Annotated in this window: 13 protein-coding genes; 2 read left to right on the top strand and 11 right to left on the bottom strand. The window is 28.9% G+C overall.

What is annotated here, in order from left to right; all coding sequences use genetic code 11:
- Positions 1–12 precede the first annotated feature (12 nt).
- Positions 13–1017 (bottom strand): radical SAM protein, encoded by a 1005-nt coding sequence (locus EC396_RS08575; protein ID WP_129366297.1) that lies wholly within the window; start codon positions 1015–1017, stop codon positions 13–15.
- Positions 1018–1357: 340 nt separating this feature from the next.
- Between EC396_RS08575 and EC396_RS08570 the strand changes: the two genes are divergently transcribed.
- The gene (locus EC396_RS08570) at positions 1358–2023 is read left to right on the top strand and encodes a class I SAM-dependent methyltransferase (RefSeq protein ID WP_240665666.1); all 666 of its coding nucleotides are present in this window, start codon (positions 1358–1360) and stop codon (positions 2021–2023) included.
- A 6-nt stretch (positions 2024–2029) separates the two neighbouring features.
- A complete protein-coding gene (gene bshC / locus EC396_RS08565) occupies positions 2030–3622 on the top strand; it encodes a bacillithiol biosynthesis cysteine-adding enzyme BshC (protein WP_129366296.1) in 1593 nt (530 codons plus the stop codon).
- Here bshC and EC396_RS08560 read toward each other — a convergent pair.
- The 10 genes from EC396_RS08560 to EC396_RS08515 all read right to left on the bottom strand — a co-directional run bounded on the left by EC396_RS08560 (position 3606) and on the right by EC396_RS08515 (position 14799).
- Positions 3606–4034 (bottom strand): hypothetical protein, encoded by a 429-nt coding sequence (locus tag EC396_RS08560; RefSeq protein WP_129366295.1) that lies wholly within the window; start codon positions 4032–4034, stop codon positions 3606–3608. The genes bshC and EC396_RS08560 overlap by 17 nt on opposite strands.
- Positions 4035–4054: 20 nt before the next feature.
- The gene (locus tag EC396_RS08555) at positions 4055–4480 is read right to left on the bottom strand and encodes a hypothetical protein (RefSeq protein ID WP_129366294.1); all 426 of its coding nucleotides are present in this window, start codon (positions 4478–4480) and stop codon (positions 4055–4057) included.
- A gap of 74 nt (positions 4481–4554) precedes the next feature.
- A complete protein-coding gene (locus EC396_RS08550; protein ID WP_129366293.1) occupies positions 4555–5742 on the bottom strand; it encodes an aspartate aminotransferase family protein in 1188 nt (395 codons plus the stop codon).
- A 61-nt stretch (positions 5743–5803) separates the two neighbouring features.
- Positions 5804–7300, bottom strand: coding sequence for an OstA-like protein (locus EC396_RS08545; protein ID WP_129366292.1), 1497 nt, complete (start codon positions 7298–7300; stop codon positions 5804–5806).
- Positions 7301–7399: 99 nt separating this feature from the next.
- Positions 7400–8671: an adenylosuccinate synthase gene (locus EC396_RS08540; RefSeq protein ID WP_129366291.1), complete on the bottom strand. Its 1272-nt coding sequence runs from the start codon at positions 8669–8671 to the stop codon at positions 7400–7402.
- Between the two features lie 16 nt (positions 8672–8687).
- Positions 8688–9134 (bottom strand): Fur family transcriptional regulator, encoded by a 447-nt coding sequence (locus tag EC396_RS08535; protein WP_129366290.1) that lies wholly within the window; start codon positions 9132–9134, stop codon positions 8688–8690.
- A 104-nt stretch (positions 9135–9238) separates the two neighbouring features.
- Positions 9239–11461, bottom strand: a complete 2223-nt coding sequence (locus EC396_RS08530; protein ID WP_129366289.1) for a bifunctional (p)ppGpp synthetase/guanosine-3',5'-bis(diphosphate) 3'-pyrophosphohydrolase — start codon at positions 11459–11461, stop codon at positions 9239–9241.
- Positions 11462–11521: 60 nt separating this feature from the next.
- Positions 11522–12754, bottom strand: a complete 1233-nt coding sequence (locus EC396_RS08525; protein ID WP_129366288.1) for a M48 family metallopeptidase — start codon at positions 12752–12754, stop codon at positions 11522–11524.
- Between the two features lie 143 nt (positions 12755–12897).
- Complete coding sequence (locus EC396_RS08520) at positions 12898–13701, bottom strand: RNA methyltransferase (RefSeq protein ID WP_129366287.1); 804 nt, start codon at positions 13699–13701, stop codon at positions 12898–12900.
- Between the two features lie 24 nt (positions 13702–13725).
- Complete coding sequence (locus EC396_RS08515; protein WP_129366286.1) at positions 13726–14799, bottom strand: DUF3810 domain-containing protein; 1074 nt, start codon at positions 14797–14799, stop codon at positions 13726–13728.
- Positions 14800–14860 lie beyond the last annotated feature (61 nt).

Genomic DNA, 14860 nt, shown 5'->3' with positions numbered 1-14860 from the left:
GTAACATTGATATTAATTAATTTCGTAATTCAATGTTTTATTTTTTAAAAGGTTCATTTTATGTTTACTTAACATTGCTGTTTTTAAAATATCTAATGAAATTTTAGTGCGTTTGGCGTACTGGTCGTAAGTTTCATTTTTCCATTCAAAATCTTTGTGCCAAAATGATGTAGGTGAAATATAACAATAAATAAATTTTGATAAAATACTGTTTTCAGATGTACGATTGGTTAACTGATTTAAGTTTGGTGCAATAAAAGTTGTGTTTCTTTTTTTGCATTCCATAGCTAATCCTTCTTTAATCTCTTGGTAATAGGGCAATACTTTCTCTAAACTAAAATTTGAATATGTAGTGTTTCCTATTTTATTGATGGGTCTAATTTGAAGTATATCAATGGTTTGATTGTTAAATGCTTTCCAGAAATATTTTAATTCTTCAAAATTGTCTTCATTAAAAGTGTAATTTACCCTTATTTTAAAATTTGGAAATTCCTTTTTTAACTTAGTTAACAATGTAAGCGAATTCATAAAAACTTCAAAATTACCTTTATCCATAAAATTTTCATAAGAGTCTTTGTTTACGCCGTGAAGTGATATTGTAATTTCATTTAAACCAGCTTCAATCCACTCTTGTGTTGTGTTTTTTACTAATAAATTGGCATTTGTTGTCATTGAAATATTTGGTACACCTTCCTTTTTTGCTTCTAAAATAATTGCAGTCACATTTTTATATAAAGTTGGTTCTGTACCGCAACCTATTTGAAGTTTTAAGGCTCTTTTTAAAATTGCTTTTGAAAAAAGAGGAATTTCATTTACATCAAAAACGCCTTTTAATTTTTTAACATAATCACTATCAGTAAAATAGCACATTTTGCAGCGTAAGTTACAAGCATTTACGGGGTCAAAATAAACAGAGATGTATCTTTTGTTGAGTTTATGTAAAAAATAAAGACCTAAAAGTTTAATTCTAGGATTTTTAATAATATTATTAAGTTTTAGTAGCTTGTAGTAATCCATATTACATTTAAAGAATGATTTTACTTATTAAAAATTTATGATAACCATTTTTTTATATAATTTCAAAAGTAACCAAATAAACTTAATAATATAGTTGTATGGGCATTATAGATTGTATTATCTTATAGATTTCAAAAAAAAGATTTGAGTAATTAACTTTAAAGTCGGTTGAAAGTTTTAAAAAACGTTTTATTCAATAAGATCAGTTACTTAGATTGATGATTATGGTATTTAGATTTAACGTCTAAATATTATTAAGTTAAAAAACTGTTAGTAGTTGTTTAAAACTTCGACAAATAATGAAATTTGTTTACTTTTATAAAAATTAATTGCATTTAATATGGACGAATCTTTTTGTAGAAATAGTCAATCAGGTTACGATTTTGAAGCGCATTGGAACAATACCTATAGAAAAATACCTGTAAATAGTTTAGGTTGGTTTGAAGCAGAACCTAAGCCTACAATGGAGTTAATTAAAAGATGTAATTTACCCAAAGATGCTTTAATTTTTAATGCTGGTATTGGTGCAAGTACATTGATAAATGAACTTATTGCGGCCAATTATTCAAATTTAATTGTAAACGATATTTCGGCGAGTGCTTTGGTTGCTTTAAAACAGCAAATTGGTAATAATAAAAATACAGCGATTCAATTTATTGTTGACGATTTAACCAATCCGTCTGAAGTTTTATTGAAGTTAAAAAATGTGGATTTATGGAATGATAGAGCCGTGTTGCATTTTTTTACCACTAAAGAGCAACAAAATGCTTATTTTAAATTGTTAAAAAATGCAGTAAAAGTTGAAGGATATGTTATTTTGGCCGAATTTAATTTACAAGGAGCAAAAAAATGTTGTGGTTTAGATGTTGTAAATTATAATGAGGAAATGTTACAAGAAAACTTAGGTAACGACTTTAAATTGTTACAATCGTTCAATTACACATACACACAACCATCAGGAAACACAAGAGAATATATTTATACATTATTCCAAAGAACAGCATAAAACTACATGAAAATACATCAAATACCTTTTAAAGAAACAAACTATTTTTCAAATTTAATTTGTGATTATTTGGATGAAAATCCAAATTTGACTGAATTTTATGGTAATTTTCCAAATATTGAAGGATTTAAAAATCAGATAGATTTAAAGAAAACATTCCCCTCAAAAAACAGAATTGTTTTAGTTGAAGCTTTAAAAAATCAGTATCAAAATACTCAAATAACTGTAGCGACAAAAAACAATATTCAGTTGTTGGAAGATAAAAATACCTTTACAATAACTACTGGTCATCAATTAAATATTTTTACAGGACCTTTGTATTTTTTGTATAAAATTGTTTCGACAATAAATTTAACAAAACAGTTAAAGACCCAATTCCCATCATATAATTTTGTGCCTGTTTATTGGATGGCGACAGAAGATCACGATTTTGAAGAAATTAATTATTTTAATTTTAAAGGAAATAAAATTAGTTGGAGTGCTGAAAGTAAAGGTGCAGTTGGAAGACTGGAAACAGCTGGTTTTAAGCAGGTTTACGATGAATTTTTAAAGTTATTAGACAATAGTAACAATGCTAAAAATATTAAGAAATTATTTCAAGAAGCTTACTTAGCGCATGATAATTTAACAGATGCTACTCGGTATTTAGTAAATGAATTATTTGGACAAAATGGTTTGGTAATTATTGATGGTGATGATAAATTATTGAAATCAATATTTGCACCAATTGTTAAAGATGAATTGTTAAATAACACTTCTTATAAAAATGTTATTAAGACCAATGAATTGCTACAAAAGAGTTATAAAATTCAGGTAAATCCTCGTGAAATAAATTTATTTTATTTGGTTGAAGGTTTAAGAGAACGCATTATTTTTGAAGACAATATTTATAAAGTAAACAATACTGAGATTGTATTTGAAGAGGAAGAAATTTTAGACGAACTTAAAAATCATCCAAAGAGATTTAGTCCAAATGTGATAATGAGACCAGTTTATCAAGAAACTATTTTACCCAATCTCTGTTATATTGGTGGAGGAGGAGAATTGGCATATTGGTTTCAATTAAAAGCATATTTCAATGCAATTAATACACCGTTTCCAATTTTATTGTTAAGAAACTCGGTTTTGTTGATGTCTAAAAAGCAAGCTGCTAAATTAGATAAATTAACTATTTCCGTCCCTGAGTTGTTTTATAATCAAATTAATTTAATTGATAAAAAGGTTAAAGAAATTTCAACTATTGATATTGATTTTTCAGCACAAAAACTCTTTTTACAACAGCAGTTTGAAGCTTTAAAAGAATTGGCTAAAAACACAGAAGCTTCTTTTTTAGGAGCCGTAAATGCCCAGGAGAAAAAGCAATTAAACGGATTAGCTGTTTTAGAAAAAAGATTACTAAAAGCTCAAAAAAGAAAATTAGCAGATGCTGTTGAACGTATTAAATTTATTCAAGATCAATTGTTTCCAAAGCAAAGTTTGGAAGAACGTACTCGAAATTTTTCTGAAATATACTTAGAATTAGGTGATAGTTTAATACCAATGCTAATGGAAGCATTAGATCCGCTTCAAATGAAATTTACAATTATTGAATATGAATAGGCTGAAGGCTGATTGATTCTTTTTTAAACTGGTATTTTACTTCAATAACTTTTTGATTTTGTATTTTTTTTGCTTCATCTTCATTCAGTTCAAAATCTATTAAAGTAGCGTAAATGCCACTTTTTTGAATCTGATTAGACTCTATAGTTGTATTGTCTGAACTTAAAGTAAGTTCTTCATTTTCAAAAACAAAAGTAATGGTACATCCTGTTCTTTTAATGTTGATTTCATGAATTCCAAAAACAACTGTTTTTAAATAAGGAAAACCACCCAATTCTTCAATATCAATATAAATTTTAGTGGTTTCATTTTCTGCAAATTTGGTTCCTTCTTTGTAATCTATTTGATTTAAAATTTCAGTATAGTTTACAGTTTGTTTTGGTTGAAATAATTTAGAGAATGAAAATGCCATAGTTTATTTAAAATTTATTGTTAATTATGATACGCCTGATTGTGTTCTAAAGGATTACCACACGTAGTACAGTTTGTTACAGTGCCTGAACCTCCGTAACAACCATTGCTACAAGTGTAATGATAAATTCCTGCCGAATTTTGAGCAGGAGTAGCGTTTTGTTGTGGCTTGTTATTTATTGGTTGAGTTGCATTTGATTGTACTTTTAAAGGCCCGCTTTTTAACAAATCATCTGAATGATAAGCTACATTATGTGTATAAGGATTTTTACAAACAGGACAATTTCCTGCTTCATTGCCACCGCTATTTTCACAATTATTATTGCAAATATAATGCATCACTTTTTTCGAAACCTCTTTATTAGTTTGTGTTTCTTTTGTTTTTTCTTCTTTACAGGCACTAACGGAAATGAGTAAAACGAAAATAATTAAAAGCGATTTATACATAAAAATAGTTTTAAAACTCAAATATAATGATTTGATAGTGGTTAAAAAAATACAAATGGTTATTATAAAAGAAGTTATTTTTTTGCAGCAATATCATTTAACACATCTAAAATAATATTGCAACCTTCAAGTATTTCATCATTTGAAATTGTTAGTGGAGGCGTTATTCTAATGGCTTTTCCTTCAAAAAGCAACCAAAATAATAACAAGCCTTTGTCTAAACATTTTAAAATTACTTCAGAAGCAATTTCACTAGATTCAACCATCGCAGCAAGCATTAAACCTTTTCCTCTAATTTCTTTGATTAAAGGATGAACTAGTTTTTGTCTAATTAAAGCTTCTTTTTCAAGGGTTTGCTCTATTAAATTACTGTTAAACAGTTCTGTAAGTGTTGCCAATGCAGCTGCAGCAATTACAGGATGACCTCCAAATGTTGTAATATGGCCTAGTTTTGGTTGTTGTTTTAAACAACTCATTAGTTCGTTTGAGGCAATAAAAGCACCTATTGGCATACCGCCACCCAAACCTTTTCCGGTAACAAAAATATCAGGTACTACATTGTAATTTTGAAAGCCATAAAATTTTCCTGTACGTCCTACACCTGTTTGTATTTCATCTAAAATAAGCAATGCGCCAACTTTTTCACAGGCTAATTTTACTTTTTGTAAATAGTTATTTTCAGGTTCAATAAAACCAGCACCACCTTGTATGGTTTCTAAAATTACTCCAGCTGTTTTTGTAGTAATTTTTTCTAAATCAATTAAATTGTTGAATTCAATAAATTGTATACCGGGAATTAAAGGTCTAAATGCGCTATTTTGTTCCTCAGCACCACACACACTCATAGATCCCTGTGTATTTCCGTGATAACCCCATTTTGCTGAAATAATTTCACTTCTGCCAGTAAATCTTTTAGCCAATTTTATAGATCCTTCGGTAGCTTCTGTACCCGAATTTGTTAAGTAAACAGTATTTAAATTTTCGGGTAAATTTTTAGCCAATAATTTGCATAAATCTGCAGGTGGTTTTTGAATAAATTCACCATAAACCATTACATGTGTATATGCATCTACCTGATTTTTAATAGCTTCTGATACTTTAGGGTGACTGTGTCCTAGGGTGTTGGCAGAAACACCAGCAATAAAATCTAAATGTGGTTTTCCGTTAATGTCAAATACGTAACTACCACTAGCTTTAGAAATTTCTAACGCTAAAGGATGTGGAGATGTTTGTGCTTGGTGTTTAAAAAAGGCTGCTTTCAAAATTGGAAAAATTTATTTTATGGAGCTTATATTAATTCTAATATTTAACTTATTTTATGTTTTAATTATCACGAATAAAAATGGCGTCTTTATCTACAGGACGTTCATCTTCGCGCCAAACAAAACCTTTTAATAAACGTTCTTCTTTAGGTAATTCAGAAGGAGGGTAAGTTTTTCCTTCTGGCAATACAAAAAACTCAACGGTATTTATTTCCTTGTTGTCAAATGTTATAAAAATGTTTTTAGTGGCTTTCATTTTGGTAATACCAATCAATTGTTTTTCGTCATTTCTACCATAAAAAATAACTTCGCTATTGCCAAAAATATCTAAAGTTGTTAATTGGTTATTTTTAAAAGTACCAAACATATATTTTCCTTTCATTTGGCTAAATCCCGAAGAATCTTTTTGGATCATAAAGCCATTTGATAAGATTTTTAATGAATCTAATTGCTCTGTTTTTGCGTTTGAAATTAATAGGATTGTATCTCCTGTTATTTGGTTTCCTTCAGCCCAAACCACAGGTCTGTTAAACAAGTGGGTTAAACCAGTTTTTTCATTTGAAACCAACGAATCACATTTACCTTGCATATCGCTTTTGTAAAATTTCACAAAATTAAAGGCTCTAATTAATCTTTCATCTGTAGGTCCTGTTACCATTAAAACATTTCCGTGAATATAGGTTGAGTCACTTTCAATGCTTGAAATCGCTACAGCTTTGTCTGTTATAAATACAGAATCCTTCAATTTAAAAAATTCAGCATAACCACCTTTAATGGTTGTATTATTAACTGTATCAATAACTTTTATATTACCTGTTGCTGATGCAAAATTTTTGACTTTATCGTAATATAAGCTATCTCCTTCAATACTTCTATCTTCGTAATAAATGATAGATTTTTTTAAAAAATACGAAATGTTTGTAGTCGAATTATAATGTCCGTTTTCAGTATAAATTGAATTTTCTTCACTTGTAATTGTTGAAGGCCCATACAATTCTGCAATACCAGAATCTGTATAGTAATCTAAATGATTGGAAACAAGTTTACTATCTTTATTAGTAACTTCAACGTTTGTAGTAGCTTGAAATTTATTGTTGGCTAAATAATAATTTCCAATTTTACTAACCAAAACATTGGTAGTATCTTTAATTGTTCCTCCGGTTTTGTAATATAAATGTTGGTTTAAGCGGTCAAATCTTAAAGTATCTGTTCGCAATTCCATAGTAGGGTCTTTTAAAAAAACATCGCCCCAAGAAGTTGCAATTTGATTTATACCATCATAATCTGTGTATTTACTGTATTGCACAATGGTATCTCCTTGATTAATTATTACGTTGCCCATTGCTTTTATCATTTTTGTTTCCTGATAAATATAAGCTTTGTCACAGCGTAATGTAGCACCAGCATGCTCAATAAAAACATTGCCTAATGAAATGGTAGCACCAGGATATTGAGGGTCTGCCATGGTATTGTCGGCTTGCAGAATTTTTATTTTTTTTGCTTGTGAAAATCCTGTAATGCCAATGAATAAGAAACTAAATAGAATTAATTTTTTCAACTGTAAATTTATTTTGTGCAAAATTAATTAAATAAAAGTTTGCAATTTATGAAACGAGTTAAAAAATAAAAAGCTTCAAATTAATGAAGCTTTTTAAAATTATTTAAGTATTGTTTGCTTTCTGTCAGGTCCAACTGAAACGATACTTACAGGAACCTCTACAAAATCTTCAATAAATTTAATGTAATCTAACAACTCTTTAGGAAGTTCTTCAATAGTTGTCATTCCAGTAAGATCTTGTTTCCAACCTTTTAGTTCAGTATAAATTGGTGTAACATTGTGTTCTTCAACATTGTAAGGAAAATGGTGTACTTCGGTGCCTTTATAATTGTATGAAGTACAAACTTTTAATGTTTTAAATCCAGAAAGAACATCGCCTTTCATCATCATTAATTGTGTTACTCCGTTTACTTCAACAGCATATTTTAAAGCAATTAAATCTAACCATCCACAACGACGAGGACGACCAGTTGTTGCTCCAAACTCCATTCCAACTTTAGACATAGTTGCTCCATCTTCATCAAATAATTCAGTTGGGAAAGGGCCAGAACCAACACGTGTTGTGTAGGCTTTAAAAATACCAAAAACATCACCAATTTTATTTGGTGCAATTCCTAAACCAGTACAAGCTCCAGCAGCAGTAGTATTAGATGAAGTTACAAATGGGTAAGTTCCAAAATCGATATCCAATAAAGAACCTTGAGCACCTTCAGCTAAAATAGATTTACCATTTTTAATGGCGCTATTTAAATATTCTTCACTATCAATAAAAGTCAATTCTTTTAATTTTTCAATAGCTGCAAAAAAAGTAGTTTCTAATTCTTTTAAATTAAATTCAATATCTGCTTCATAAAAGTCAATCATTTTTAGATGTTTGTCTGTCAATGCTTGGTATCTTTCTTTCCAATCTTCTAATTCTAAATCGCCAACACGCATACCGTTTCTACCAGTTTTATCCATATAAGTTGGACCAATTCCTTTTAAAGTAGAACCAATTTTAGCTTTTCCTTTTGAAGCTTCACTAGCAGCATCTAATAAACGGTGCGTTGGTAAAATTAAATGTGCTTTTCTTGAAATTAACAATTTAGATTTAATATCTAAATTAAATTTAGCTAGATTGTCTAATTCTTTTTGAAAAATAACAGGGTCAATAACAACACCATTTCCAACAACGTTTACAGCAGTTTTATGAAATATACCTGAAGGTATTGTGTGTAAAACATGTTTGTGTCCATCAAAAATTAGCGTATGTCCTGCATTTGGACCACCTTGGAAACGAGCGATTATATCATAATTTGAGGTAAGAACATCTACAATTTTACCTTTACCTTCATCTCCCCATTGTAGTCCTAATAATAAATTTACAGCCATTGCTTTTTTTATAATATTAATTGATTTTATCTTTTTTTTTTGTTCCGTAGAAATATAGTGAGTGATTGTGGATACTTATATTAAAAGTGTCCTCAATAGTTTTTTTAATAATTTGAATTCGTGGGTCACAAAACTCAATAACTTCACCAGTATCTGTTAAAATAACATGGTCATGTTGTTTGTCGAAGTAGCATTTTTCATAGTGTGCTTGGTTTTGACCAAATTGGTGTTTTCTAACTAAGGCACATTCTAATAATAGTTCAATTGTATTGTAAAGTGTTGCTCTACTAACCCTATAGTTTTTATTTTTCATTTGAATATACAGTGATTCTATATCAAAATGATGGTCTAAATCGTATATTTCTTGTAAAATAGCAAATCTTTCGGGTGTTTTTCTATGATTATTTGCTTGCAAATAATTAACAAAAACACTTTTTACAATTTTCTGATTATCGTTACTCATAAATCAACTTTTTTTAGTTGAAGAACTAAAGAGCAAAGTTACTTCTTATTTTTTAAAATTTGATGAGAATTAAGCATAATTATTAACCTTTTATTGTGAATAAATTAATGCTTGTAAATTCTTTGAACAGAATCAACGCCTTTAATTTTTTTAAGACTTTCACTTAATTTTTCGAGTTGTAAATTATTTTTAATAATTACTGTGATTTTTCCTTCAAAAATACCGTTGTTTCCTGAAATGTTTAGCCCTTTAATATTAACATTCATGTTTTTTGAAATTATTTGAGTAATTTCGTTTACTAAGCCTACGTGATCTTCTCCAAAAACTTTTAAAATGGCCATAAATTCTTGTTTTGAAGAGTCAATCCATTTTGCATTTATAATTCGATATGCATAATTTGCCTGAAGGCTAATGGCATTTGGACAATCTTTTTTATGTACTTTAATACCATCATTAATGGTAATAAATCCAAATACTTTATCGCCAGGAATAGGGTTGCAGCAAGGTGATATTTTATAATCTAATCGTTCATCTTCTTTACCAAACACCAATAAATCATAGTTTACACTAACTTCTTCTTTGTCAATTAAAGGTGCATTTTTTGAAGTCCTTTTTATTTTGTTTTTAAAGAAATTTACAAATGAGTTGGTACGTTGATTTATAAATTCTTTTAATAAAACATTGTCTATAGATCCATTTCCTACACGATAAAACAAATCTAAACTTGTTTTAAGTTTAAAATGCACAACCAGCTCATTGATAATTTTATCGTCGAAATTAATTTTTAAATGGCGCAATTTTCTTGATAAAATTTCTTTTCCTTCTTCAGCAATTTTCTTTTGATCTTCTTTAAGTGCATTTTTAATTCGGGTTCTGGCACGAGCAGTTACAACAAAATCTAACCAGCCAATATTTGGTTTTTGGTTTTTAGCAGTGATAATTTCAACTTGGTCGCCACTATTTAAAATATGACTGATAGGTTTTAATTTTCCGTTTACTTTTGCACCCCTACAATTCATACCAATTTGTGTATGAATTGCAAAAGCAAAGTCAAGTGCAGTAGCGTTTTTTGGTAAAGCTTTTAAATCGCCATTTGGTGTAAATACAAAAATTTCTTTTGCATATAGATTTAATTTAAAATCTTCAACAAAATCTATTGCAGCACTGTTTTCAGAGTTTTCTAAAGATTCTTTAATTTTATTTAACCAATCATCTAAACCAGTTTCAGCTTCATCTTTGTTTTTATATCTGTAATGCGCTGCATATCCTTTTTCAGCAATTTCATCCATTCTTGCTGAACGAATTTGAACTTCAACCCATTTACCTTGTGGTCCCATTACAGTAATATGAAGTGATTCGTATCCTGTTGATTTTGGTTGAGAAATCCAATCTCTAAGTCTGCTAGGGTTTGGTCTAAAATGGTCGGTGACTATTGAATATATTTTCCAAGCGTCAAATTTTTCTTCTTTTACGGTAGATTCGTAGATAATACGAATGGCAAATTTGTCGTAAATTTCATCGTAAGTAACACCTTGATCAAGCATTTTTTTACGAATAGAATAAATAGATTTTCGCCTTCCTTTAATGATATATTTAAAATTTTCGGCATCTAAAGATTCGCGTATAATATTTGAAAAAGTTTCAATATATTTATTTTGTTCTTCTTTACTTTGGGTTATCCTGTCAAAAATATCGTTGTAAATTTCTGGCTCAGTGTATTTTAATCCTAAATTTTCAAGTTCGGTTTTAATATTGTATAGCCCAAGTCTGTGTGCCAGTGGTGCATAAATGTACAATGTTTCAGATGAAATTTTAAGTTGCTTATCATAAGGCATGGCATCCATAGTTTGCATGTTATGATAGCGGTCTGCAATTTTTATCAATATTACCCTTACATCATCATTTAATGTGAGTAACATTTTTCTAAAATTTTCAGCTTGTACAGATGCGTTTGAATCCTTGTTTAAATGAGAAATTTTAGTAAGACCACTTACAATACGGGCTACATTTTCACCAAATAAACGTTCAATGTCTTCAGTTGTATAATCGGTATCTTCAACAACATCATGCAGTAGAGCAGCAATAATAGAAGTGGTATCTAAACCAATTTCATAAGCAACAATTTTTGCAACTGCAATTGGATGAAAAATGTATGGCTCACCTGTTTTTCGTCGTTGATTTTTATGCGCTTCCAATGCCACATCAAAAGCCTTCCTAATTTCTGTTTTATCAGTTTCGGTAAAAGTTTGATAGGCACCTTGTAGCAAGTCTTTGTATCTACGAGCTATTTCTTTATTTTCTTCTTCTTCTGTTAAATTGTATGTCATTTCTAAAAATATGCGATGCTTAAAAATACTATTTAAAATTAATTAATCAATTGTTATCAATTATTTTTTTAAGTTTAAAATTCGTTTCAACAAAGTAGGGTGTGAGTAATGAATTTTTACGTATAAATTTGAAGGTGTTAAATTACTTAAACTATTTTTTGACAGTTTTTTTAATGCTGAAATTAAAGGTTCAGCAGCAAAATTATATTTAGCATAATCATCGGCCTGGTATTCAAATTTACGAGAAAGCATATTCATAAATAAACTGGTTATTTCTGAAATAGGACTGTATAAAATTCCGAAGGCAATTAATCCAATATGAAAACTAGTAATTTGTACGCCTAAGGCTTGAGACAATATTAAACTACCTACCATTAAAGACAAAATGTAAAAAGTAAATCCGGTTAATAGTGTGGATAATAGTAAGTTGTAGATGATGTGCTTTTTTTTATAATGACCAACTTCGTGTGCTAATACGGCAACAATTTCGTCGGTTTCTAAATCGTTTATAAGTGTATCGTACAACGTAATTCTTTTTTGAGCGCCAAATCCAGAAAAGTAAGCGTTTGCTTTGGTAGAGCGTTTTGATCCGTCAATAACAAAAATATTGTCTAACTTAAATCCTATTTTTTTAGCAAAACTTTCTATGGCATTTTTTAAATCACCTTCTTCAAGTGGCGATTGTTTATTAAATAATGGTACAATTAATTTTGAATAAAATAAATTCATAAAAAGGCTAAAAACAGTTACCAAAACCCAAGTATAAATCCAAAAATTGGTAGTTGTAAGTTGATAAAACCAAGTGATTAAAGCTAAAATTCCACCTCCAATAATTATTGTCATCATCCAACCTTTTAACTTATCTAGTACAAATGTTTTTTTTGAAGTTTTGTTGAAGCCATATTTTTCTTCAATAACAAAAGTTTTGTAGTACGATAATGGCAAGGTTAAAATATCACTAGCAAACATGATAATTCCAAAGAAAATTAAGGTGATAATGATGTTGTTTTCTGAAAAATTTCTTGCTAATTCATCAACAAAAGCAAATCCGTCGAGCATAAAAAACACCAATGTTGCCAAAGTTGAAACAATACTAACGTACAATGAAAATCTGTAATTTTCTTTTTTGTAGGCTTGAGATTTTAAATATTCTTCATTATTGTAAACACCTTGTAATTCTTCAGGAATGGCATCGTTAAAATGTTTTGCATTTAGGGCATCAATAATAGTATCAAATAAAAATTTTGCAATTAAAATGCCGATAATGATATAGAAAAGTATTTGTGGAGTCATGCGTTGTTGTGGAATGGTTTATGGGTTTAATGGTGTAATTGTTTTTTTATCAGGTATTTAGTATCAACTATTTGGTGTCAAGTATTAAATAATTCCAAACTTCTTAAATCTTAAATCTAAAATCTTAAATCGTAAATCAAAAATCACAACTTTCGTTGTCTTACAGCTTCAAACAAAATAATTGCGGCACTTACAGATACATTCATAGAGTCTATAGCGCCTCTCATAGGTATAATAATATTTTTTGTTGTGTTTTGCAGCCATTCATTACTTAAACCGGTGGCTTCAGTACCAACTACAATTGCACTACCTTTAGTGTAATCTATAGTTTCATAAGCAACAGATGCAGTTAAAGCAGCACCATATAATTGTATGTTTTTTTCTTTTAAAAACGAAATCACTTCAGCAGTAGAACCCGTTGCTAAATTTACTGTAAAAACACAACCTACACTAGAGCGAATAATATTTGGATTGTATAAATCTGTTTTCGGATTGGCAATAATCACAGCATCTATACCAGCAGCATCAGCAGTTCTTAATAAAGCACCTATATTTCCAGGTTTTTCAGGAGCTTCAGCAACTAAAATTAGTGGATTTTCAGATTTAAAAACAATGTTTTGCAATGCTAAATCTTTACTTTTTGCAACGGCTAAAATACCTTCAGTGGTTTCTCTTAATGCCAATTTTTTATAAACATCGGTCGAAATTTCAATCACTTCAACAGGCGTAGAGTTGCTATTTAATAAACCTTCAATATCTTTTTCTGAAATTAAATTAACGTCAACCAAAATAGTCTTGATAACATAAGCGCCTTTAATAGCTAAAGTAATTTCACGCAAACCTTCAATTAAAAAAGTTTGCGTATTTTTTCGTGCACGTGCTTTTTCTTTTAATTGAAAAAGTTCTTTTATAAACGTGTTTTGTGTACTTGTAATCTGTTTTCGCATTTTGCAAAAATAAGTTTAAAAAAGCTATAATTTTTCGGTTAAGTGGTAATTTATTAAAAGTAATATTACTTTATTATATCCATAAATTCCAGCTTCTTGTTTGTTGGCTTTTAAATATGAGTCGTAAAATATTTTAAAAAATTGCTCTGACCAGTTTTGATACGATTGCCAAAAATCCTGATGTTGTTGCATATCTTTTAAAACACCTTTATTTAAAGTCGCTTTAAGTGTGTCAAATTTATCAGGTTCGTTCTGATAAATTTCATACAAACAATATTTCAAAGCCATTAAATAGCCTGAATAATTATAATAAGTATTGTTAGCATTTGTTGCTGCCAAATACCCAACAAAATTGGCTTCTTTTTCTGATGCAATGCCTAGTTGATGTGCAATTTCATGACAAACTGTTGCTGGATAGCTATTTTTAGGAATCAAATAATTTACCTGAGCTTCATTGGTAATTGGATTTAAATAACCAGCAAATCCCATATAAGTTAAAGGTAAACTAAATAAAGAATGTTTAATTTCTGGATTTGAATATATAAATTGATGGTGTTTTTTTTGAAGTTGATTATAGGCAAAAGAAGCTTCGTTTTTAATTTCTTTTTTTGAAATGGGGTTTTCAACAACAACAGTATCATTGTGGGTTATTGATAGCTGAACTTCATTTACTTTTGTAATTAATTTTTCAGTAAAACCATATAATTCATTGGCAGTATAGGTGTTTTTTTTGAAATTTAAGCGGTAATATAAAGGTTCTCTTAAATAATTCAAACCCCAATTTAATTGAAAAATAAAAAAGACAACAGATGCAATTCCACCAATTTTAAATAAGGTATTTTTTAAGTTAAATTGTTTTGTTTTTATAGCTTTGTAAATAGATTTAACAATGTATATTATAAAAAAAGCATACATTAAATCACCTATAGAAAATGGGATCCAACTTAAAATAAATCGTGAAAATTTTGAAATGTAAATGTAAAGACCGTTTGAATAGTAATTTTCAATAAACAATGGATATTGAGCTAAAATTTGAATCAATGCCCATTGCATAATTAAAATAAGCGTTAAAATTTTATAGGTCTTTTTTGTTTCCATTTTTCAAAAATAGGAAATAATTATTCAGTAATATGTCATTTATAAGTTATTAACAAATTGT

Origin of the sequence: Lutibacter sp. HS1-25, from assembly GCF_004121075.1 — a bacterium.
GTDB lineage: Bacteria > Bacteroidota > Bacteroidia > Flavobacteriales > Flavobacteriaceae > Lutibacter.
The sequence above is the reverse complement of the archived record's forward strand: the minus strand, read 5'-3'. Positions and strand labels throughout refer to the sequence as shown.